At 74.9% G+C, this 22,293-nt stretch carries 19 protein-coding genes; 8 read left to right on the top strand and 11 right to left on the bottom strand.

Annotated features, from left to right (window positions below; genetic code table 11):
- The first annotated feature begins 224 nt into the window (after window positions 1-224).
- Window positions 225-1,724 (top strand): adenosylhomocysteinase, encoded by a 1,500-nt coding sequence (gene ahcY, locus AB0883_RS08905; RefSeq protein WP_121396474.1) that lies wholly within the window; start codon window positions 225-227, stop codon window positions 1,722-1,724.
- A gap of 164 nt (window positions 1,725-1,888) precedes the next feature.
- On the opposite strand, the gene AB0883_RS08900 is transcribed toward ahcY, so the two are convergent.
- The 4 genes from AB0883_RS08900 to AB0883_RS08885 all read right to left on the bottom strand — a co-directional run bounded on the left by AB0883_RS08900 (window position 1,889) and on the right by AB0883_RS08885 (window position 4,459).
- Window positions 1,889-2,056, bottom strand: a complete 168-nt coding sequence (locus AB0883_RS08900; RefSeq protein ID WP_199729487.1) for a hypothetical protein — start codon at window positions 2,054-2,056, stop codon at window positions 1,889-1,891.
- Window positions 2,044-2,916: a tetratricopeptide repeat protein gene (locus AB0883_RS08895; RefSeq protein WP_366640708.1), complete on the bottom strand. Its 873-nt coding sequence runs from the start codon at window positions 2,914-2,916 to the stop codon at window positions 2,044-2,046. The genes AB0883_RS08900 and AB0883_RS08895 overlap by 13 nt, the downstream gene beginning before the upstream one ends.
- The gene (locus AB0883_RS08890) at window positions 2,913-3,365 is read right to left on the bottom strand and encodes a hypothetical protein (protein ID WP_366640707.1); all 453 of its coding nucleotides are present in this window, start codon (window positions 3,363-3,365) and stop codon (window positions 2,913-2,915) included. Before AB0883_RS08890 ends, AB0883_RS08895 begins: the two co-directional genes overlap by 4 nt.
- 65 nt (window positions 3,366-3,430) lie before the next feature.
- A complete protein-coding gene (locus AB0883_RS08885) occupies window positions 3,431-4,459 on the bottom strand; it encodes an RDD family protein (protein WP_366640706.1) in 1,029 nt (342 codons plus the stop codon).
- Between the two features lie 33 nt (window positions 4,460-4,492).
- Here AB0883_RS08885 and AB0883_RS08880 point away from each other — a divergent pair, with 33 nt between their 5' ends.
- On the top strand, window positions 4,493-5,455 hold the full coding sequence (locus AB0883_RS08880) for a stage II sporulation protein M (RefSeq protein WP_366640705.1): 963 nt from the start codon (window positions 4,493-4,495) through the stop codon (window positions 5,453-5,455).
- Here AB0883_RS08880 and AB0883_RS08875 read toward each other — a convergent pair.
- Genes AB0883_RS08875 through AB0883_RS08855 form a run of 5 tightly spaced genes read right to left on the bottom strand, consistent with a single transcriptional unit; the run spans window position 5,446 to window position 10,718 of the window.
- Entirely contained in the window at window positions 5,446-6,756 is a 1,311-nt protein-coding gene (locus AB0883_RS08875; protein WP_366640704.1) for a DUF58 domain-containing protein, read from the bottom strand. The genes AB0883_RS08880 and AB0883_RS08875 overlap by 10 nt on opposite strands.
- A complete protein-coding gene (locus tag AB0883_RS08870) occupies window positions 6,753-7,745 on the bottom strand; it encodes a MoxR family ATPase (RefSeq protein ID WP_366640703.1) in 993 nt (330 codons plus the stop codon). Before AB0883_RS08870 ends, AB0883_RS08875 begins: the two co-directional genes overlap by 4 nt.
- Window positions 7,742-9,316, bottom strand: coding sequence for a DUF4350 domain-containing protein (locus tag AB0883_RS08865; RefSeq protein ID WP_366640702.1), 1,575 nt, complete (start codon window positions 9,314-9,316; stop codon window positions 7,742-7,744). The genes AB0883_RS08870 and AB0883_RS08865 overlap by 4 nt, the downstream gene beginning before the upstream one ends.
- On the bottom strand, window positions 9,313-9,879 hold the full coding sequence (locus tag AB0883_RS08860) for a DUF4129 domain-containing protein (protein WP_366640701.1): 567 nt from the start codon (window positions 9,877-9,879) through the stop codon (window positions 9,313-9,315). Before AB0883_RS08860 ends, AB0883_RS08865 begins: the two co-directional genes overlap by 4 nt.
- Window positions 9,876-10,718, bottom strand: a complete 843-nt coding sequence (locus tag AB0883_RS08855; RefSeq protein ID WP_366640700.1) for a hypothetical protein — start codon at window positions 10,716-10,718, stop codon at window positions 9,876-9,878. The genes AB0883_RS08860 and AB0883_RS08855 overlap by 4 nt, the downstream gene beginning before the upstream one ends.
- Before the next feature lie 199 nt (window positions 10,719-10,917).
- Here AB0883_RS08855 and mtrA point away from each other — a divergent pair, with 199 nt between their 5' ends.
- The 5 genes from mtrA to raiA all read left to right on the top strand — a co-directional run bounded on the left by mtrA (window position 10,918) and on the right by raiA (window position 16,787).
- Window positions 10,918-11,607, top strand: coding sequence for an MtrAB system response regulator MtrA (gene mtrA, locus AB0883_RS08850; RefSeq protein ID WP_089001893.1), 690 nt, complete (start codon window positions 10,918-10,920; stop codon window positions 11,605-11,607).
- Between the two features lie 12 nt (window positions 11,608-11,619).
- Window positions 11,620-13,407, top strand: coding sequence for an MtrAB system histidine kinase MtrB (gene mtrB, locus AB0883_RS08845; RefSeq protein WP_366640699.1), 1,788 nt, complete (start codon window positions 11,620-11,622; stop codon window positions 13,405-13,407).
- Complete coding sequence (locus AB0883_RS08840; RefSeq protein WP_366640698.1) at window positions 13,404-15,197, top strand: LpqB family beta-propeller domain-containing protein; 1,794 nt, start codon at window positions 13,404-13,406, stop codon at window positions 15,195-15,197. The genes mtrB and AB0883_RS08840 overlap by 4 nt, the downstream gene beginning before the upstream one ends.
- 5 nt (window positions 15,198-15,202) lie before the next feature.
- Window positions 15,203-15,907, top strand: a complete 705-nt coding sequence (locus AB0883_RS08835; RefSeq protein ID WP_366640697.1) for a ComF family protein — start codon at window positions 15,203-15,205, stop codon at window positions 15,905-15,907.
- A 247-nt stretch (window positions 15,908-16,154) separates the two neighbouring features.
- Window positions 16,155-16,787, top strand: a complete 633-nt coding sequence (gene raiA / locus AB0883_RS08830) for a ribosome-associated translation inhibitor RaiA (protein ID WP_366640696.1) — start codon at window positions 16,155-16,157, stop codon at window positions 16,785-16,787.
- Between the two features lie 125 nt (window positions 16,788-16,912).
- On the opposite strand, the gene AB0883_RS08825 is transcribed toward raiA, so the two are convergent.
- Both AB0883_RS08825 and AB0883_RS08820 read right to left on the bottom strand, forming a co-directional pair.
- Entirely contained in the window at window positions 16,913-18,022 is a 1,110-nt protein-coding gene (locus AB0883_RS08825; protein ID WP_366640695.1) for a GNAT family N-acetyltransferase, read from the bottom strand.
- Window positions 18,019-19,182: a GNAT family N-acetyltransferase gene (locus AB0883_RS08820; RefSeq protein ID WP_366640694.1), complete on the bottom strand. Its 1,164-nt coding sequence runs from the start codon at window positions 19,180-19,182 to the stop codon at window positions 18,019-18,021. The genes AB0883_RS08825 and AB0883_RS08820 overlap by 4 nt, the downstream gene beginning before the upstream one ends.
- Before the next feature lie 160 nt (window positions 19,183-19,342).
- On the opposite strand from AB0883_RS08820, the gene secA reads away from it, so the two are divergent.
- Window positions 19,343-22,264, top strand: coding sequence for a preprotein translocase subunit SecA (secA, locus tag AB0883_RS08815; protein WP_366640693.1), 2,922 nt, complete (start codon window positions 19,343-19,345; stop codon window positions 22,262-22,264).
- Window positions 22,265-22,293 lie beyond the last annotated feature (29 nt).

The raw sequence follows: 22,293 nt of genomic DNA, 5'->3' as shown, positions 1-22,293 counted from the left end.
GAGTACGCAGCGTTATCGCGACGAAGGTCCGAGAACGCGCGGGGGAACCAAACCGGGGGGATGCACGGGGCGGGCGGCTGGTGGACGGGACACCGTTCACGACCGACCGCCCCGTGCGCTGTCCGCTGATGTCTTCGTGCTCTCTTCACCGGCCGGTCCTCGCGGCGGCGGTCCGCGAGCGTAAGGTGAATGGTCGCGCAGCACATCGTCCGACAGGAGATTTCATGACCAGCACCCTCCCGGCGTCCGCCAGCGGCACGCCGTCCGAGGCCCGGCCGAGCACTCTCGCCGAGGGCGACTACAAGGTGGCGGATCTGTCGCTCGCCGAGTTCGGGCGCAAGGAGATCCAGCTCGCCGAGCACGAGATGCCCGGCCTGATGGCGATCCGTCGTGAGTTCGCCGACGCCCAGCCGCTCGCCGGTGCCCGGATCACCGGGTCGCTGCACATGACCATCCAGACCGCCGTCCTCATCGAGACCCTGGTCGCGCTCGGCGCGCAGGTCCGCTGGGCGTCCTGCAACATCTTCTCCACCCAGGACCACGCCGCCGCCGCGATCGTGGTCGGTCCGGAGGGCACCCCCGAGGCCCCGGCCGGCGTCCCGGTCTACGCCTGGAAGGGCGAGAGCCTGGAGGAGTACTGGTGGTGCACCGAGCAGGTGCTCGCCTGGCCCGACGGGCAGGGCCCGAACATGATCCTCGACGACGGCGGCGACGCCACCCTGCTGGTGCACAAGGGCGCCGAGTTCGAGAAGGCCGGCGCCGTGCCGCCGGTCGAGTCCGCCGACTCCGAGGAGTACGCGGTCATCCTCGGCGTGCTGCACCGCTCGCTCGCCGAGGACGGCCAGCGGTGGACCCGGATCGCCGCCGGCATCAAGGGCGTGACCGAGGAGACCACCACCGGCGTGCACCGGCTCTACGAGATGCACCGCGCCGGCACCCTGCTCTTCCCCGCCATCAACGTCAACGACTCGGTGACGAAGAGCAAGTTCGACAACAAGTACGGCTGCCGCCACTCGCTCATCGACGGCATCAACCGGGCCACCGACGTGCTGATCGGCGGCAAGATGGCGGTCGTGCTCGGCTACGGCGACGTCGGCAAGGGCTGCGCCGAGTCGCTGCGCGGCCAGGGCGCCCGGGTCGTGGTGACCGAGGTCGACCCGATCTGCGCGCTCCAAGCGGCGATGGACGGCTACCAGGTCGCCACCCTGGACGACGTCGTCGACAAGGCCGACATCTTCATCACCGCCACCGGCTGCTTCGACGTCATCACCAACGAGCACATGGCCCGGATGAAGCACCAGGCCATCGTCGGCAACATCGGCCACTTCGACAACGAGATCGACATGGCCGGTCTGGCCAAGCGTTCCGACGTCGAGCGGGTCAACATCAAGCCGCAGGTCGACCTCTGGAAGTTCGCCGACGGGCACGCCATCATCGTGCTGTCGGAGGGCCGCCTGCTGAACCTGGGCAACGCCACCGGCCACCCGAGCTTCGTGATGTCGAACTCGTTCGCCAACCAGACGATCGCCCAGATCGAGCTGTACACCAAGACCGAGGAATACCCGATCGGCGTCTACGTGCTGCCGAAGCACCTCGATGAGAAGGTCGCCCGGCTGCACCTGGAGGCGCTCGGCGCCAAGCTGAGCACCCTGACCAAGGAGCAGGCGGCCTACCTCGGCATCTCCGTGGAGGGCCCGTTCAAGCCGGAGCACTACCGGTACTGACACCGACCGCACCGACCGGGCCGGCCGCTTCTCTTCCAGCGGCCGGCCCGGTCGGCGTTTCCGGGGCGGGAGCGCGCGGCCACGGGTCGAGCCCGCCGGCGTCCGCGCGGGCGGGCCGCGCCGCCACGGGTCGAGCGCGCGGGCGGACGCGCGCCGCCGGGCGGTCAGTCCCGGGGGGAGCGGCGACGGGCGGGGCGGATCCAGCTCCACACGCACCAGACGAGCCAGGCCACCGAGACCACGGCCGCCAGCGTGCGCAGGCGCAGCGCGTCGAGCAGCAGCACCACGGCGAGGACGGCCAGCCACGGCCCGAACGCCCTCACGACCGCCACCGGCCGAGCACCATCCGGCGGACCAGCGGCGGAGCGATCCACGACCAGACGCAGAAGAGCATCCAGGCCAGGGCGAACAGGCCGCCGAGCACGTCCAAACCGGCGGCGTTGAGCAGCACGATCACGCCGACCGCGAGCAGCCAGGTGCGGAAGATCCCCAGCCGGTAGAGCGGGCGCAACGGCAGCAGCAGCGGGTGCGCGTACACCCGGGTCTCCCAGGCGGCGTCCGCGTAGTCCGCGTCGGTCGGGTCGTGCGCCGCCGCCTGACCGAAGGCGCGGTGGGCGTCGGCCACCCGGCCGCGCTGGGCGGCGGCGACGCCGTGCAGGGCGAGCGCCACCGGATTGCCCGGCCACGCCCCCAGGAACTCCCCGGCGACCCGCTCGGCCGCCCGGTTGTCACCCCGGGCGTACGCGAGCTGGAACCGGGAGGCGAAGACGGCCGGCGCGTCCGGGACGATCGCCGCGGCGCGGGCCACCAGGCGTTCCGCCTTGTCGGTCTGGCCGACGGCGCAGCAGAGGTCGGCGTACTGGCAGAGCAGCCACGGGCTCTCCGGCTCGATGGCGAGCGCGTCGAGCAGCGCCCGCTCGGCGAGGTGGTGCTCGCGGCGGTGCCGCAGCGCGAGGCCGAGCCGGCCGAGCAGTTCGGCGTCCGGGCCGTGCTCGGCGAGCCCCTGCCGGGTCACGGCGACCACGTCGTCCCAGCGGTCGAGGACGGTCAGCGCGCCCGCCCGCAGCCGGAACGCGAGCAGGCTGGTGGCCAGCGGGGCGGGCAGCCGGTCGACCTCCGCCAGGGCCTGCTCCGGGCGGTTCACCTCCAGCAGCTGGGCCACCCGGGCGAGCTGCATCTCCGGGGCGGTCACGCGACGGCCACCAGGAAGACCAGCACGGCCTCGGCGAAGCCGAGCAGGAGCACCGCCCCGAGGCCGGGCAGCCACAGCGAGGCGGGCTGGCCGCCACGCAGCTCGTACGCCCGGAACTGTCGCTTCTGGGTGGTGGCGGCGACGAGCCAGACCAGCCCGCCGGCCAGCGCCCCGACCAGTCGTACGGGACGGTTGCCGCCGTCGTCGAAGACCGCGAGCGTGATCGCCAGCCGGGCGACCAGCCCGACCAGCCCGGCGCCGAGCACCGCCAGGCGTGCCGGGCGGGACACCCCCAGCCGGTGCCCGTTGACCAGGGCCAGCACGGTGACGGCCGTCGGGCCGCCGAACACGGCCGGGAAGATCAGCGACTGGGGCCGCCACGGCGGGCGTCGCACCTCGTACGTCGGCGGCGCGATCGTGGGGGTGAACAGGTCGTCGGCCACGGTCATCCTGTCTCGTAGGGGCGAGCCGGATCCTGCCACAGCCGGCGCCCGGCCCGCTTCCGCGCAGCGGCTCAGGTGCGGGAGTCGACCGTGGACGGGGCGTCGTCCCGCGTCGTCGGCACGACCGCCGGTCGTACCACCGGGGCGGCCTGCGCCGGCACGGCGGGCCCGGCCACCAGGTCGAGGTCCGGCGCCGCCGGCCGGATCGGGCCGGGCCGGGCGGTGGCGCCGGGCGGGCCGGTCACCAGCTCGGGCCAGAGCGTCGCGGCGGCCGTCCGGCCGAGCCCCAGCCGGTACCGCGCCCGCCGGTGCCGCTCGCCGAGGACCGCGGCCAGGTAGACCGACTCGGGCATGCCCGGTGGCGGGGGCGGCGCGATCACCGCCGAGACCTCGGTCCACAGCCCGCGCCCCAGCTGCCCGCGCGCCGGCTCCGCCAGCTGGCGCACCCGGGCCAGGTACTGCCGGGCGGCCAACGCCAGGCCGTCGTCGAGCCGGCTCAGGTCCACCGTGCCCGCCCAGCCGGCCAGCGCGGGAACCGCCGTGGGGACGGGCCGCCAGGCGGTCGCCGTCCGGGTGTGCACGACCAGCGTGCCCGCCACCAGGTCGCCCAGTCGACGCCCGCGCCGGTCGGTCACCATCACCGTCACCCCGGCCACCCAGCTCAGCAGCGGCAGCACCAGACCGGGCCACTCCACCGCCACGCCGACCAGCGCCCGGATCAGGGACTGCCGCGCCGCGACCGGAGCGCCGTCGGCGCTGACCACGCGCAGCCCGACCGCCATCTTGCCCAGCGTGCGGCCGTGGTTGAACCGCTCGCACAGCACCGGGTAGCCGACCAGCACCAGGATCAGGCCCACCGTCGCGAGGCCGCCGGCCAGGGCGCCGTCGACCAGCCCCTCCGGCAGGTTGAGCAGCGCGACGCCGACGCTCATGGACAGCACCAGCATGAGGGCCGCCTGCGCCAGGACGTCGAGCAGCAGCGCGAGCACCCGGGAACCGATGCGGGCGGCCCGGACGTCCAGCTCCACGGCCTCCCCGCTGACCAGCCCGGCGTCGCCCCACGGGGCGGGTCCGGCCGGCGGTCGCGGTTGTGCTCTCACCCCGACAGTGAACACTATGATCGCCGGACGGGGGTGACGGTGGATCTCGACGCGTACGTCGCGGAACACGGCGGGGAGTGGCGACGGCTGGAGGAACTCTCCGGGCGCGGCCGGCTCGACGCCGCCGAGGTCGACGAGCTGGTCGCCCTCTACCAGCGGGCGACCACCCAGCTGTCGGTGCTGCGCAGCCGCTCACCCGACCCGGCGCTGGTCAGCCAGCTCTCCCAGGTGGTGCTGCGCGCCCGGGCCCGGCTCACCGGGCGCCCGCGCCCGTCGTGGGCGGCGGTCGGGCGGTTCCTCGTGGCCGGCTTCCCCGCCGCGGTCTACCGCGCCTGGCCCTGGTGGTGCGGGGTGGCGACCGGGTTCAGCCTGCTCAGCCTCTTCCTCATCTGGTTCGTCGCCGGCAACCCGCAGACGGCGGCGGCCTTCATCGGCGACGCGGCGGCCGCCGACCTGGTCGAGTCCGGCTTCGCCGGCTACTACACCGAGTTCTCCGCGCCGACGTTCGCCTTCCACCTGTGGACGCACAACGCCTGGCTCGCCGCCCAGTGCCTCGCCGCCGGGGTGCTGATCGTCCCGGTGCTCTACCTGCTCTGGCAGAACGCCCTCAACATCGGCGTGGTCGGCGGGGTGATGGTCGCCTACGGCCGCGCGGACGTCTTCTTCGGCCTGATCACCCCGCACGGGCTGCTGGAACTCACCGGCGTCTTCGTGGCCGCCGGGGTGGGCCTGCGCATCGGGTGGGCGTGGATCGCGCCGCCGACGCAGCTCACCCGGGGGCAGGCGGTGGCCCGGGCGGGACGCGAGGGCGTCCTCGTCGCCCTCGGGCTGGTGGGGCTCTTCGCGGTCTCCGCCGTCATCGAGGCGTTCGTGACCCCCGCGCCCGTGCCGGTTCCGCTCCGCGTCGCCGCGGGCGCCGCCGTCTGGCTCGCCTTCCTGGCGTACGTGGTGGTCCTCGGTCGCCGCGCCGTCGCCGCCGAGCCTGATCAGAGCTGACCGAGGGCCTTCAGGCGCAGGTAGGTGTCGGCGAGCGTGGGGGCCAGCCGGCCCGCCGGGGCGTCGACCACTGTCACGCCGTGCCGGCCCAGGGCGGCGCGGACCCGGTCGCGTTCGGCGAGCGCCCGCCAGGCCGCCGCCGCGGCGTAGGCGTCCCCCGGCCGCTGCGGGACGCCGGTGGTGAGGGCGGTCAGCACCGGGTCGTGCGTCGCCGCGATCACCACCCTGTGCCGGGCGGCCAGCCGGGGGAGCACCGGCAGCAGCCCCTCGCCGAGGGCACCGGCCTCCAACGCGGTGAAGAGCACCACGAGGCTGCGTTGGCGCTGCCGGCGCAGCAGCTCGCCCGCGATCAGGTCGAAGTCCGTCTCCGCCAGCGTCGGCTGGAGCGGGGCGAGGGCGTGCACCACCCGGGAGAGCAGGGCCGGCCCGCCGGTGCCGGTGACGGTGGCCCGCACCGCCGTGTCGGCGGCGAGCAGGTCGACCCGGTCGCCGGCGCGGGCGGCGAGGGCGGTGAGCAGCAGCGCGGCGTCGATCGCGGTGTCCAGCCGGGGTTCGTCGCCGACCCGCACCGCAGACGTCCGCCCGGTGTCCAGCACGCAGAGCAGCCGGCGGTCCCGCTCCGGCCGCCACGTGCGCACCAGCACGTCGGCCCGGCGCGCGCTCGCCCGCCAGTCGATCGACCGCACGTCGTCGCCGACCACGTACTCGCGGAGGGTGTCGAACTCGGTGCCCTGGCCCCGCCCGCGGCTCACCTGGGTGCCGTCGATGACCCGTAGCCGGGACAGCTTCTCCGGCAGGTGCCGGCGGGAGTCGAAGCGGGGCAGCACGCGCACCGTCCACGGTGGGGTGGCCGGTCGGCCGGCGCGCTGCCGGAACCCGAGCCCCAGCGGCCCGAACGAGCGCACCGTCAGCGCCACCGCCGGCCGGTCGCCCCGCCGGACGGGGGTGAGCCGGCTGGGCAGCGCCACCGTCGTGCCCGGTTCGACGCGCACCAGCCGCGCCGGGGGCACGTCGGGGCGGGCCCCGGCAGACGGCACCCAGGCGTCGCGGACCCTGGCCCGCAGCGTACGGCCGGAGGGGTTGTGCAGCAGCAGCGTGACGGTGGCGGTGCCGCCGAGCCGGACCGCGCGGTCCCCCTCGCGGGCGGCGGTGAGCGCGCCCGGGGGCGCGGCCAGCGCCCGGTCGAGCAGCACCAGCAGCAGCACCGCCCCGGTCATCACCAGCAGCCCGGCGAACGGCGACGGCCAGGCCGGCAGGGTCAGCGCGCCGACCGCCAGCAGGAGCGCCGCCCGCCAGGTCATCGCGGCGTCGGCACGGTGGCGAGCACCGTGTCCAGCACCGCGTCCACGCCGACGCCCTCCAGCTCCACCTCGGGGCGCAGCCGCAGCCGGTGCCGCAGCGTCGGCCGGGCGACCGCCTTCACGTCGTCCGGTACGACGTGGTCGCGGCCGGCCAGCCAGGCCCACGCCTTGGCCGTGTTGAGCAGCGCGGTGGCGCCCCGGGGCGAGGCGCCCAGCTCCAGCGCCGGGGTGTTGCGGGTGGCCCGGCAGAGGTCGACGATGTAGCCGAAGAGCGGCTCGGCCACGTGCACCCGGCCGACCGCCGCCCGGGCCGCCGCCAGGTCGGCCGCGTCGGCCACCGGCCGTACGCCGGCAGCGGCCAGGTCGCGGGGGTCGAAGCCGGCGTGGTGCGCGCGGAGCACGCCCAGCTCCTCGTCCCGGTTGGGCAGCGGCACGGTGAGCTTGAGCAGGAACCGGTCGAGCTGCGCCTCCGGCAGCGGGTAGGTGCCCTCGTACTCGATCGGGTTCTGGGTGGCGGCGACGATGAACGGGTCGGGCAGTGCCCGCCGTTCGCCCTCCACCGAGACCTGCCGCTCCTCCATCACCTCCAGCAGCGCCGACTGGGTCTTCGGCGGCGTCCGGTTGATCTCGTCGGCGAGCAGCAGGTTGGTGAAGACCGGCCCCTCGCGGAAGGTGAAGGCGGCGGTGCGCGGGTCGAAGATCAGCGAGCCGGTGACGTCGCCCGGCATCAGGTCCGGGGTGAACTGCACCCGCTTGGAGCCGAGGTCGAGGGCGGTGGCCACGGTGCGGATCAGCAGGGTCTTGGCCACGCCCGGCACGCCCTCCAGCAGCACGTGCCCGCGGCAGAGCAGGGCGATCACCAGGCCGGTGACGACCGCGTCCTGCCCGACGACCGCCTTGGCGACCTCGGCGCGCAGCCGGTGCAGGGCGGCGCGGGGGTCGACGGGGTCGGTGGTCGGCGGCTCGGCGGTACCGGCGGGTCGGGTCACCGGGGGTCTCCTTCGGCTCGGTGCGCGTGCGGTGCGGCTGGCGGGTGCGGTCCTTCGGCGGGCGGCGCGGCGGGCGGGGGCGGCCCGACGGTGGCCGGCGGCGGTGCCTCGGCGGGCGGGTGCGGGCCGGCGGTGGCCGGCGGCGGTGCCTCGGCGGGCGGGTGCGGGCCGTCAGCGGCGACGCGGGTCAGCCGGTCCAGCGCGCGGGCCAGGTCCAGCAGGTCCTGGTCGGTCTCGGGCCCGGCGCCGTGCAGCACCTCGTGGGTCCACCGGGGGTCGTCGCCGGTGCGGGCGGCGACCGCCGCGGCCACGTCGGTCGGCGGCGCGGTCGGCGGCAGGTGCAGCCGGGGCGTCAGGCGGTCCAGGGCGGCGGTCCGCAGGGTCCGCGCGGCCGCGTCCCGGGCGCCCGCCTTCTCGTAGAGCCGCGCCCGGCCGAGCACCGTCTCCGCCGAGCGGACCGTGACCGGCAGCGGCTCCACCGCTGGCGGGCCGAGCCGGCGGGCCCGCCAGAGCGCGGCCAGCAGGGCGGCCACGGCGAGCTGGGCCAGCAACGCCCACAGCCAGGCGGGGAAGGCGGACCAGAGCGGGTTCGGCGGGTCGGGCCTGTCGGCCCGGGAGTCGTCGCGGCCCTCGCTGTCGCTGTCGTCGTCGGGCTCCCCGCCCGGGCCCGCCGGGTCGCCGGGGCGTCCGTCGCCGGTGCCGTCCCCGGTGCCGGTGCCGCGGCCGGGGCCGCCATTCCCGGTGGAGCCGCCCGGCGTCGGCGACCAGGCCGGGCTGCCGTTGTCGCCGTCGCCGAAGACCGGCGGGGGCTCGGGGCCGTCCAGGTCGAGCCACACCACCCGACCGGACCCGCCGAGCAGCGCGGTGGCGAACGCCCGGTTGTCCCACTCGTCGATCCGGTCGTTGCGGAACGGGTCGCTGGCGCCCACCGCCACGGTGCTCTCGGGGACCCGGGACAGCAGGGCGAGCCCGTCGGCGAAGCAGAACCGGACGGGCGCCGACGCGCCCGGGGCGAGCGCGTAGCGTTGCAGCCCGACCGCCACGCGCCCGAGCGGGCGCAGCTCGGGCAACGGGCAGGGCAGGCCCCGCGCGTCCGGCCCCACCGCCTGCGCGGCCCACCGGCGACCGGCCGGTTCCACCGGCAGCAGCCTGACCGCCTCCAGCACCCGCCGCGGCGGGTCCACCAGCACCAGCCTGGTGGCCGAGGGCAGCGAGTCCAACGCGCCGACCGTGTCCGGGTGTAGCAGCGCCGGCGCGGGCACGAAGAGCGTGGCCGCGCCGCTGCGGGCGGCCAGCAGGGCGCGCAGCGTGTCCGTCTCCCGCTGCACGGTGACGCCCCGCCCGCGCAGCGCGTCGGCGAGCCGGCTGCCGCCGTCGTCCCCGGTCGCGACCGGGGAGAGGAAACCCCGGTCGCCGGGGTCGGGCTGGTCGACCGCGTGGGTGACCAGCGTGGTGGCCAGCAGCGCCGCGGCCAGGCCCAGCGGGATCAGCAGCCGGTGCCGGCGGCGTCGTCGCCGGCCGGCGACGACCGCGCGTGGCGCCGGTGGGACGGCGGTGGCCTGTGCGCTCATGGTCGTGGCCCGTCCTCGGGTCGGCCGGTCAGCACCCGGTCCAGGTCGGCGGCGTGCTCCCGCATCCGGTGGTCGTGCTCGGCGGAGGCGGGGCGCTGGCCGTACCAGAGCTCGGAGAAGATCGCGCCGGCGGCGCTCAGCGGTGGGCCCACCTGGGGCCGGGTGTCCGTCGCGGCGCGCACCAGCTCGGCGACGGTCATGCCGGGCTGCGGCTGCACCACGCGCCGGGCGGCCAGCTCCCGGACCATCGCGCGCAGCCGCTCCCGGGCGGCTTCGGCGTACCGGCCCTCGGCGGCGAGCCGGTCCGCGAGGGAGACGTACGCGGCGGCCGGCAACTCGGGCTCGCGGGGAGCGGGGACGACCGGCGGCGGGGCGTCCGGCGGCGGACTCTTCCGGCGGCGTCGGCGCAGCCGGGGCAACCGCCGGGGGACCCAGGCCGGGAACGTGTACCAGCCGGCGGCGACCAGCACCGCGGCGAGCACCAGCAGCAGCGCGACCAGGGACAGCGGCACCCGGTCGCCGAGCGCCGCCGTGGTCTCGGTCCACCACCGGCTGAAGCTCATCGCCCGGCCGCCAGCAGGACGGTCTCCGGCGTGCCCGCCCGGGCCCGGGAGAGCCGGATGTCCAGCCCCTCGGTACGCATCCGGGTCTCCAGGTGCAGCACCGCGTCCAGGCAGGCCAGGGCCGGGTAGGCGACGCTGTTCACGCCCGCCCAGACGGCGAGCGAGAGCCACCCGGCCCAGGCGCGGTCGACGAGGTCGAACGAGTCCAGCCCGAGGTAGACGCCGACGCCGAGGCCGACGCGGACGATCCACCACACCAGGTAGCCGAGCAGCCGGATCCAGCCGGCCCGGCCGGCGCCGCGGACGGCCAGGGCGGCGGCGCGCAGCGGGGCGCGCAGCGGGTGCACCCGGTCGACGACCAGTGCCGGCGCCACGGCGCCGAGCAGGGCGAACCCGACGATCCACGCCGGCCCGAACAGCGCGACCCCGCACATCAGCACGCCGACGAGGACGGCGAGCAGCGCGGTGGCGCCCCAGCGCGCGCCGGCCGGGCGGAGCAGTTCCCGGGGGCCCGCCGCGCGACCGAACAGCGCGGCCCCGGCGGCCCGGGCGGCCGGGTTGCCGAGCAGCAGGACGATCACCGCCTCGCTCGCCGCGCCCACCGCCAGCAGCAGCCAGTACGCGCCGAACCGCCCGAACTCCGGCAGCCAGGCGGGTGGCGCCGTGCCGGCGGCGAGGCGCAGCGGGTGCAGCAGGAGCTGCTCGGCCACGGCCAGCACGAGGGCGACCGGCACCAGCACCCGGGCCTGGCCGCGCAGCAGCAGGACCGCGGAGTCCAGCAGCTCGCCGACCGTGAGGGGGCGGCGCGGGAGCACGGCGGTCGGGCCGGCGTCGGGCACGCGTACTCCTGGGGAGGGACGGCGGTGGCGCGTGACGGCGCACGCGGGGATCATGGTGACACGCCCGTTCCGATCGGGTGGACCCGCACGTCGGGGCGGCGACGCCGGGCACCTGCTGCTGGGCGGCGACCTCCCACGGCAGTACCGTGCCGGGTGACGGGGATCCCACCGAACTGAAGGGGATGGAAACATTAACCCCATGAGAGCCCGGGTACTGGTGGTCGACGACGACCCCGCGCTCGCCGAGATGCTCGGCATCGTCCTGCGCAGCGAGGGGTTCCTCCCCTCGTTCGTCGCCGACGGGGAGCGGGCACTGGCCGCGTTCCGCGAGAACCGCCCCGACATCGTCCTGCTCGACCTCATGCTCCCCGGGATGAGCGGCATCGACGTGGCGCGGTCGATCCGGGCCGAGTCGGGCGTGCCGATCGTCATGCTGACCGCCAAGAGCGACACCGTCGACGTGGTGCTCGGCCTGGAGTCCGGGGCCGACGACTACGTGGTCAAGCCGTTCAAGCCCAAGGAACTGGTCGCCCGGATGCGGGCGCGGCTGCGCCGCGGCGAGGACGTCGCCCCGGAGATGCTGACCATCGGGCCGCCCGGCAACCAGATCACCATCGACGTGCCGGCGCACACCGTCAGCCGCAACGGCGAGGAGGTGAAGCTGACGCCGTTGGAGTTCGACCTGCTGGTCGCGCTCGCCCGCAAGCCGCGCCAGGTCTTCACCCGCGAGGTGCTGCTGGAGCAGGTCTGGGGCTACCGGCACGCGGCGGACACCCGGCTGGTCAACGTGCACGTGCAGCGGCTGCGGGCCAAGATCGAACCGGATCCGGAGCGGCCGGAAATCATCCTCACCGTGCGGGGCGTGGGCTACAAGGCGGGCACCGGATAGCCTGGTCACACTGTGGCCACCTCCCCGATTCCGGACCCCCCGACGGCAGCTCCGCGCCGGCGTGTCGCCGCGCGCGAGCTGTGGCGTGGCGTGAGCGGCCGGGCCGCGCGCCTGCTCGCCGGGTTGCACCAGAGCTGGCGGCGGTCGCTCCAGCTTCGGGTGGTGACCATCACACTGGTCGCGTCCAGCCTGCTGGTGGGTGGTTTCGCCTACCTGATCGCCGACAAGATCACCGGCATCCTCGTGGAGAACGTCGAGACCGACGTGCGGCTACGGCTGGGCAGCGGCGCGGACTACGCGGCGAAGCAGTTCGGCCTCTACAACCAGCCGCAGGAGGGGCAGCTCCAGGAGACCATCGACGGCACGGTCAACTACCTGGCCGGCGGTGACCCGCAGCAGACCACCGGCGTGATCGTGGCGCTCACCGCCGACAACCACACCGGGGCCATCCAGCCCCGGTCCTCGCCCGCGGTCAACGTCCGCCCGCTGATCAGCCGCGAGCTGCGCGAGACCGTGGCCGGAGGCAAGGTCGCCAGCCAGATCCGCACCGGCCGACTGGGCGAGAAGCGCACGAAATACCTGGTCTACGGCTCGCCGGTGCCCACCCGGTTCGGCCAGGTGGAGCTCTACTACCTCGTGCCGCTGGCCCGGCAGGACGCCACGGCCGCCGACGTACGGGGCACCGTGGCCGCCACCGGAGCGGCCCTGGTGCTCCTGCTCGCCCTGCTCGCCGGCCTGGTCACCCGGCTGGTGGTGACCCCGGTACGGGTGGCCGCCCGCACGGCCCAGCGGCTCTCCGCCGGCCTGCTCGACCAGCGGATGGTGGTCAACGGCGAGGACGACCTCGCCCTGCTCGCCGCGTCGTTCAACCAGATGGCGACCAACCTGCAACGGCAGATCCTGCGGCTGGAGGAGATGTCCCGGCTGCAACGCCGCTTCACCTCCGACGTCTCGCACGAGCTGCGTACGCCGCTGACCACGGTCCGGATGGCCGCCGACCTGATCTTCGCCGAGCGGGACGAGTTCGACCCGGCGGTGGCCCGCAGCGCCGAGCTGCTCCAGGCCGAGCTGGACCGGTTCGAGGAGCTGCTCACCGACCTGCTGGAGATCAGCCGCTTCGACGCCGGCTTCGCCATGCTGGACTCCGAGCCGACCGACCTGGTGCCGGTCGTGCACCGGGTGGCCGACCGCCTGGCCGGTCTCGCCGAGCGCGTCGGGGTGGCCATCGAGCTGGACGTCCCCGGCACCCCGGTGATCGCCGAGGTCGACCCCCGGCGGGTGGAGCGGGTGCTGCGCAACCTGGTCGGCAACGCCGTCGAGCACGGCGAGGCCAAGCCGGTGCTGATCACGCTCGGGGTGGACGACACGGCGGTGGCGATCACCGTCCGCGACCACGGGGTGGGGCTCAAGCCGGGCGAGGAGAAGCTGGTGTTCAACCGCTTCTGGCGGGCCGACCCGTCCCGGGCCCGGCAGACCGGCGGCACCGGGCTCGGCCTGTCGATCAGCCTGGAGGACGCCCGGCTGCACGGCGGCTGGCTGGAGGCGTGGGGCGCGCCCGGGCAGGGTGCCCAGTTCCGGCTCACCCTGCCGTCGCGGGCCGGCGACCGGTTGACCACCTCGCCGCTGCGGCTGGTCCCGGCCGACGCCACGCTGCCCTTCGGCGGGCCCCGGTCGGGCGGGTTGCTGGCCATCGGTCCCGGCACCGGCGGCGCGCTCACGATCGGCCCGGGCACCGACGGCGCGCTGGCCGTCGGCCCGCGCCGGCCGGGCAACGGGGGGCACGCGGAGGTGGGGTCGTGAGGCGTCGGCTGCTCGCCGGCCTGCTCGGCGGCGCGCTGCTGCTGGGCGGCGCGGTCGGCTGCGGCATCCCGGAGAACACCGAGGTCAGGGTGGACGGGCCGGGGCCGGCGGCGGAGGGCGGCTCGACCAGCGGCAGCCGGGGCGAACCCCCGAGCCGGAGCGCGGCCGGCGCCGACGCGGAGCTGTTCGTCGAGAACTTCCTCTCCGCCGCGGCCGGCGAGCCGGACCGGGCCTACCAACGGGTCCGGCAGTTCATCGCGCCGGCCGACCGCGACCGCCTCCAGGTGAAGCAGGGCAGCGAGGTCGCGCTGGCCGTCGTCCGGCTCACCGAGGAGCCGGTGATCGCGCCCGCCCCGGACCGGACCGAGGTCACGCTCAAGGTGCAGCAGGTCGGGCAGCTGCGCAACGACGGCACGCTGGGCCCGCCGGAGACGAGCACCACGACGTACACGTTCGAGCTGCGCAGCCAGCCCGGGCAGGAGGGCCTGGCGGACGGGGGCCTGTACGTGGCGAACCCGCCGACCGCCCTGCTGCTCAGCGTCGAGGCGCTGGAGACGTACTACCAGAGCCGGACGATCTACTTCTGGAACAACGACCGCAGCCGCCTCGTCCCCGACCAGCGCTACCTGCCCCTCGCCGTGCCGGACGAGCGGCGGGTGAGCGAGGTGGTCAAGTGGCTGACCGCCGGCCCCTCCGCCTGGCTCGGCACGGCCGTGAGCAGGCTGCCGGACGGCACCCGCCTGATCAACAACGCCACCCGGACGGACGGCCGCTGGGAGGTCGACCTGGAGATGCCGGAGAACAAGGCCCGGCTGGAGCAGCTCGGCACGCAGCTCGCCTGGTCGCTGCCGGACTTCGACGGGCCGCTCGACATCAAGATCCGCAACCAGTCCCAGGAGTTCATCCCCGACCTGGAACGGCGCCGCCTGGACCGCCCGGTGCACCAGCTCCCGGAGAGCTTCCAGCGGTTCTGCGTCTACGAGGGAGCCGTCCACCCGCTGGCCTACGCCGGCGAGTCGAGCGGCCCGGTGCCCGTGGACGCCAAGGCCAACCGGAACGTCGTCTCCGCCGGGCTCAGCCGGGCCGACAACCAGATCCTGGCGGCGCTGGTGGTCACCGACGCCGGCCGGCAGTGGCTCTCCGTCGGCACCGGCACCGACCCGGTGGCCGTGTTCAGCCGCAGCGCCAAGGGCTACGCCGCCATGAGCCGGCCCGTCTGGCTGCGCTCGACGCACCGGGGGCAGCCGGCCGGGCTGGTGGTCGCCGACGGAAGCCTCTACCGCTTCGACGCCCAGGCGCAGCTCACCGCTGTGTCGCTGGGCGTACCCGGCCCGGTGACCGCGGTGGCGGCCTCGCTGGACGGCCACCGGATCGCCGCCATCGCCGGGGGCGCGCTCTACGTCGCCGCGCTCAGCCCCGACGGCGCGGGGGTCACCCCCGGCCCGGCCCGTCGGCTGCACACCCGGCTGACCAGCCTGTCGGCCGTCGACTGGTACGGCGAGAACGCCCTGGTCCTCGCGGGCGCGGTCGGCCGCCCGGCGGTCTATGAGGTCAGCGTGGACGGCGCCCGGGAGAGCCGGCTGGAGGACAAGATCGGCGCCCGGGTGACGCACCTGGCCGCCTACCCGGCGAACGCCGCGGGGCGCGTCGGCGCCGCGATGTACGAGGCGAACGGCGTGGCGTACCGCAGCGGCCCGTTCGAGCGGATCCAGCCCGAGCAGGTGCAGGAGGTCCCGCCGTCGGCCGGGGCGCGCGCCGGCAACCCGACCGCCCCCTTCTTCCTCTACTGATCTCCGTGCGGGATCTCGGCGGGCTCTGGGCGGACCTCACCGACCTGGTGCTGCCCGCGGAGTGCGCCGGCTGCCGCGAGCGCCGGCCGGGGCTGCGGCACGGCGTCTGCCCGGAGTGCGTGGCGGCGCTCGGCGCTCTGCGCCCCCGGGCCGTACGCCCCACTCCCGCCCCGCCCGACCTGCCGCCCTGCGTCGCCCTCGGCCCGTACGCGGGACCGCTGCGGGAGGCGCTGCTGGCGTACAAGGACCACGGCCGGCACGGGCTGGCCCGGCCGCTGGGGTCGCTGCTCGCCGAGGTCGTGGCGGCGGCGGTGGGCGGGGTCCGCCCGGTGACGCTGGTGCCGGTGCCGGACACCGCGGCGGCGGCCCGCGCCCGGTACGGCGACCACCTCGGTCGGATGACCCGGCACTGCGCGGACCGGCTGCGCCGGGCGGGCTGGCCGGTGCGGGTGCGGCGACCGCTGCGGGCCCTGCCCCGTCCGGACTCGGTGACGTTGGACAGCGCCGGTCGGGCGGCGGCGGCCGAGGCGGCCTTCCGGGTGCGCCCGCGGGTCCCGTCCGCGCCCGACGGGGCGGCGGTGGTGGTGCTCGACGACATCCTGACCACCGGGGCCACCCTCGGCGCGGTGGGGCGGGCGCTGACGGCGAGCGGGCTGTCACCGACGGTCGCCGCGGTGCTCGCCGCGACCGAGAGACGGCGCAAGTTGTGACGGTGCGTGTTTCCGTTTCACCCGTTGGTGTATGAGCTGTGAAAAATTGTTGGCTGTCGTGGCGACCGGGGGTGACTGTCGGGCGAACAGGAGTTAGCGTTTTCGTGTCGGGGGTAGGAGGTCTTCCCACCCGCCCCCGGCGGTGAAAGGAGGCGTAGCCGCACTGACCGGTCGACGCCGAGTGGGACCTCCCCCAGGGGCGCGACCGGATGCCGGAACGAACGACCGTCCGAACTAGGGAGGTCACATGGACATCGTGGTCAAGGGCCGTAACGTCGAAGTGCCGGATCATTACCGGGTGCACGTGGCGGAGAAACTCGCGAAGATCGAACGCTACGACCACAAACTTATTCGTGTCGATGTAGAGCTGTTTCACGAGCGCAATCCACGCCAGGCGGACCACTGCCAGCGCGTCGAAATCACCTGCGTTTCCCGTGGCCCGGTGATCCGGGCGGAGGCCTGCACGAACGACTTCTACAGCGCGCTCGACGCGGCCATCGCCAAGCTGGACACCCGGTTGCGGCGGGCGGCCGACCGCCGCCGCGTCCACCGGGGCCGGCACGCGCCGCTCTCCGTCGCCGCGGCCACCGCCGGCCTGCCGGTAGCCGGCCTCGACGCGCCGCTGGGCGCGTCCTCCGACGGCGCCGGGACGGCCACCGCCGTCGCCGAACGGGTCGAGGAGGAGGAACGCGACCAGCCCTGGCACATCGCGCGGGAGAAGGTGCACCCCGCCGAGCCGATGACCGTCGACGACGCCCTGTTCCAGATGGAGCTCGTCGGCCACGACTTCTACCTGTTCCAGGACAAGGAGTCCGGCCGTCCGAGCGTCGTCTACCGGCGGCACGCCTACGACTACGGAATCATCTCCCTCGCCGTCTGACCCTCCGGTGCCGTGGTGGCGGGCCACCCGCCACCACGGCCCGCCAGGGACGGGAAGTCCCGCCGGGCACCCGGGGCCGAGGCCGCACGGGGCGCCCCGAGGCCCGATCCGGGCGGTCGGGCGGGTCAGCGGAGTTCGTCGGGGAGCAGCCCGAAGACCAGGTCGTCGAGCCGGGTGCCGGCGAGCCCCGGCAGCCGCCCGCGCAGCAGGCCCTCCCGGCGGAATCCGACCCGCTCCAGCACCCCGTGCGAGGCGGTGTTGTCGGGCACGGTGCCGGCGACCAGCCGGGCGATGCCGGCCGGGCCGAACGCCCAGCCGGCCAGGAGCCGCACCGCCCTGGTGGCCAGCCCGCGTCCCCGCTGGTCGGGCAGGAGCGCGTAGCCGATCGAACCCTCACTGGCCTCCGGGTCGGAGAGGCTGAGCCCGCAACTGCCCGCCGGCTCGCCGGTGCCCGCGTCGACGATCAGCAGGCGGGCGATGGCGCCGGTGAGCCACGCGCTCTCGGCCAGCAGGCAACGCCGCTCGATGGCCGCCCGGGTCGGGGGCACCGGCGGGGCCTGGTTGGCCACCACCTCCGGCCGCGTGTGCAGGCGGTACATCACGTCGACGTCGTCCGGGCCGAGCCGGCGCAGGGTCACCACGCCGTCGGTGAGCCGGCCGTCGGGCAGGTCCGGCAGGAGCCGGGGGGCGGGACCGGGCGGGTCGTCGGCGAGCCGTACCCACGCGAGCAGGTCCGTCCGGCCGCCGCCGCGCAGCTGGCCGGCCGCCCGGCGTACCCCCTCGTGGGTGAAGCCGGCGGCGAGCGCCACCCGCTGGCTGGCCGGGTTCTCGGCGTGGGTCATCAGTTCCAGCCGGTCGACACCGTGCCGGAGCGCGGAGTCGGCCAGGGCCCGCGTCGCGGCGGTGGCGATCCCGCGCCGCCGCGCCCACGGCGCGACCCAGTAGCCCACCTCCGCCTGCCGGCGCGGCGCCACGACCTGGCCGATGCCCGCGCCGCCGACCAGCCGGTCGGTGGTCGGGTCGGCGATGGCGTACGCGGCCCCGCCGGTGGCCCAGGCCGCCGGGGCGCCCTCGGCGATCCACCAGCGGGCGTCGGCCTCGGTGTACGGCTGCGGCATGCCGGGGTTGAACCGCAGGTTGACCGGGTCGCCGCAGCCGGCGGTCAGGTCGGCGGCGTCGGCGGGGCGGAACTGTCGCAGCCGCACCCCGTCGGCCTCGATCACCTCCGGCGTCACGTCAGGTCCCCGGCGAGCAGCGCGCCGACCCAGACGTCCACCCGCTCGTCGCGGTGGGTGAGCCCACCCCGGGCGGTGCCCTCGACCGTGAAGCCGGCCTTCTCGGCGACCCTTCGGGAGGCGGTGTTGCCGACGTTGGCCCGCCACTCGATCCGGGCCAGGCCCAGCGTGGTGAAGCCCCAGGCGCCGAGCGCGGTCAGCGCGGCCGACAGGTGGCCCCGGCCCCGGGCCCTGGGATCGGCCATGAACCCGACGTCGGCCAGCAGCGGGTCGGCGGGGGAGAGCCGCAGGTCGATCGTGCCGACGTAGCGGTCGTCGGCGTCGGCGACCACGAAGCAGGCGCTGGTGCCGCCGGCCCAGGTGCTCCGGGTGTAGCCCAGGTACGACTCGGCGTCCGCCCGCTCGTACGGGTCGGGCACGCTTGTCCACCGGATGGTCTCCGGGTCCCGGCAGGTGTCGACGACCGCGTCCAGGTCGCGCTCCTCCATCGGGCGCAGCCGCAGCTCGGTGCCGCCGGCCGTGGCGAAGAGGACGGGCTGGGGCCCGCCGAAGACGGCGGCGCGGCGGGTCTCCAGCGTGCCCGGCCCGGCCGGACCGGTCTCCCCGGGGGCGGGCACCTCGCCGGGGAGCAGCGAGCCGATCCAGCCCTGCGCACTGCCGGCGGGGGCGGGGTCGGCGAGCCGCAGCCGGCCCTCGACGCGGAAGCCCGCCCGGAGCGCGACCAGGCGGGAGGCGTGGTTGCCCACCTCGGCCTGCCAGATCAGCCGGCGCAGCTTCAGCGCGTCGAACGCCCAGCGGGCGACGGCCCGGCTGGCCCGGACGGCCACGCCCGCGCCCCGGGCCCAGGGCGCGGTCCAGTAGCCGATCTCGCCGGAGCGCAGGCCGGCGTCGATGGAGACGAGCCCGCAGGAGCCGAGCAGCTCGCCGGTGGCGGCGTCGCAGACCGCGAACGGTGCCCCGGTGCCCGCCGCCCAGTCCGCCGTGGCCACTTCGGTGACGAACTTGAGGGCGTGTTCGGTCAGGTACGGGCGCGGTACGGTGGTCCAGCGCTGGATGTCCGGGTCCTGGCACGCCCGGTGCACCGCGTCGGCGTCGGTCGCCCGCCAGGGTCGCAGCAACAGGCCGTCCTCGGTGATCTCCACAGGTTCCACCCGAGCCATCGTGCCGGACCGTTCGCGGACGGCGTAACCGGATTTCGGCGGGCCGGCGCGAGTCGAGCGTGTTATGTCGGTTTCGCCGGCTCGGAGGGCCGCCACCAGTGACCATCGCGCCGATGAAGCGCCTACGATGGTTCGAGACTGTCTAGGGGAGCGTTGATCCGTGTCGATTCTGGAAAAGGTCCTCCGCGCGGGCGAGGGCCGTATGGTGCGCCGGCTCAAGGCCATCGCCGCCGCCGTCAACTCGATCGAGGACGACTACGTCAACCTCACCGACGACGAGTTGCGCGGCATGACCGACCAGTTCAAGGAGCGGCTCGCCGACGGCGAGACCCTCGACGACCTGCTGCCGGAGGCGTTCGCGGTCTGCCGTGAGGCGGCCGCCCGGGTGCTCGGCCAGCGGCCCTACGACGTCCAGGTCATGGGCGGCGCGGCGCTGCACTTCGGCAACATCGCCGAGATGAAGACCGGTGAGGGCAAGACGCTGACCTCGGTCATGCCGGTCTACCTCAACGCGCTCTCCGGCAAGGGCGTGCACGTCATCACGGTCAACGACTACCTGGCCCAGCGCGACGCCGCCTGGATGGGGCGGGTGCACGAGTTCCTCGGCCTCACCGTCGGCGTGGTGCTGCCCAACCGGCCGGCCACCGAGCACCGGGCCGCCTACGAGTGCGACATCACCTACGGCACCAACAACGAGTTCGGCTTCGACTACCTGCGCGACAACATGGCGTGGTCGAAGGAGGAGTTGGTCCAGCGCGGCCACAACTTCGCGGTCGTCGACGAGGTCGACTCGATCCTGATCGACGAGGCCCGCACCCCGCTGATCATCTCCGGCCCCGCCGAGCACTCCGCCCGCTGGTACGGCGAGTTCGCGGGCGTGGTGGCCCGGCTCCAGCCCGGCAAGGACGGCGAGGGCGACTACGAGGTCGACCACTCCAAGCGCACCATCGCGGTCACCGAGCGCGGCGTGGCCAAGGTCGAGGACCGGCTGGGCATCGACAACCTCTACGAGTCGGTCAACACCCCGCTGGTGGGCTACCTCAACAACGCCATCAAGGCCAAGGAGCTCTACAAGCGCGACAAGGACTACATCGTCAGCGACGGCGAGGTCCTGATCGTCGACGAGTTCACCGGGCGAATCCTGCACGGCCGCCGCTACAACGAGGGCATGCACCAGGCGATCGAGGCCAAGGAGGGGGTGGAGATCAAGCAGGAGAACCAGACCCTGGCCACCATCACCCTCCAGAACTACTTCCGCCTCTACGAGAAGCTCTCCGGCATGACCGGTACCGCCCAGACCGAGGCGGGCGAGTTCAACAAGGTCTACAAGGTCGGCGTGGTGACGATCCCGACCCACCGGCCGATGGTCCGGCAGGACCGGCCGGACGTGATCTACAAGACCGAGAAGGCCAAGTTCAACGCCGTGGTGGAGGACATCGCCGAGCGGCACGCGATGGGTCAGCCGGTGCTCGTCGGCACGGTCTCGGTGGAGAATTCCGAGATCATCTCCCAGCTGCTGCGCCGGCGCGGCATCCCGCACTCCGTGCTGAACGCCAAGTTCCACGCCCGCGAGGCCGAGATCGTCGCCCAGGCGGGCCGCAAGGGCGCCGTCACCGTCGCCACCAACATGGCCGGCCGCGGCACCGACATCCTGCTCGGCGGCAACGCCGAGTTCCTCGCCGCCAACGAGCTGCGCCAGCGCGGTCTCGACCCGGTCGAGCAGGAGGAGGAGTACGCCAAGGCGATGGAGGAGGTCCTGCCCCAGTGGAAGCAGGCCTGCGACGCCGAGGCGGAGGAGGTCGCCGCCGCCGGTGGCCTCTACGTGCTGGGCACCGAGCGGCACGAGTCCCGCCGCATCGACAACCAGCTGCGCGGTCGGTCGGGCCGCCAGGGTGACCCCGGCGAGTCCCGCTTCTACCTCTCGCTCCAGGACGAGCTGATGAAGCGCTTCCGCTCCGGCGCCGTCGAGGCGGTCATGGAGCGCTTCAACATCCCGGAGGACGTGCCCATCGAGTCGAAGATGGTCACCAAGCAGATCAAGAGCGCGCAGGCCCAGATCGAGGGCCAGAACGCCGAGATCCGCAAGAACGTCCTCAAGTACGACGAGGTCATGAACAAGCAGCGCCAGGTGATCTACGCCGAGCGGCTGCGGGTGCTCAACGGCGAGGACCTCTCCGACCAGGTCCGCAACATGATCGACGACGTCGTCGAGGCGTACGTGCGGGGGGCCACCTCCGATGGCTACGCCGAGGACTGGGACCTGGAGCAGCTCTGGGCCAGCCTCAAGCAGCTCTACCCGGTGGGCATCACCATCGAGGAGCTGGAGGAGGAGGCCGGCGGCTCGCGGGCCGGCATCGACGCCGACTTCCTGCTCTCCCGCCTCAAGGAGGACGCGCACGCCGCGTACGACCGGCGCGAGGAGCAGCTCGGCGAGGAGGGCACCCGCCAGCTGGAGCGGATGGTCCTGCTCCAGGTCATCGACCGCAAGTGGCGCGAGCACCTCTACGAGATGGACTACCTCCAGGAGGGCATCAGCCTGCGGGCGTACGCCCAGCGCGACCCGGTGGTGGAATACCAGCGCGAGGGCTTCGACATGTTCGCCACCATGATGGACGGCATCAAGGAGGAGACGGTCGGCTTCCTCTACAACCTCGAGGTCCAGGTCAACGAGCCGGAGCCCGAGGCCGAGGAGGTCCAGCTGCTCGACAAGCCGGTCGAGATCCGGGCGAAGGGCCTGGGCCGGGCCCCGCAGCAGCAGGGCCTGCAGTACTCCGCGCCGACCATCGACGGCGAGGCCGGTGCCGGCGCGGTGGCCGTCGAGCGTGACGAGCAGCAGGCTCCCGCGCTGGGTGTCGGTCGTCCGGTCCCGGCCGCCCCGGCCGCGCCGGGGACGACCGCCCCGGCGGCGCCGCAGCGTCCGGCGTCCGGTCTGCGCGGCCCGGGCGTCCCGGCCGGCAACAACCGGCGGGCGGTGTCGGGGCAGGCGGAGGCCGGCAACGGCCCGTCCCGCAACGCGCCGTGCCCGTGCGGGTCCGGCCGGAAGTACAAGCGCTGCCACGGCGCCCCCAACGGCGGCGCGTGACCAGCAGTTGAGCGGGCCCGCGCCCGCCC

Origin of the sequence: Micromonospora sp. NPDC047812, from assembly GCF_040704175.1 — a bacterium.
In the GTDB taxonomy this organism is placed as follows: domain Bacteria; phylum Actinomycetota; class Actinomycetes; order Mycobacteriales; family Micromonosporaceae; genus Micromonospora.
The sequence above is the reverse complement of the archived record's forward strand: the minus strand, read 5'-3'. Positions and strand labels throughout refer to the sequence as shown.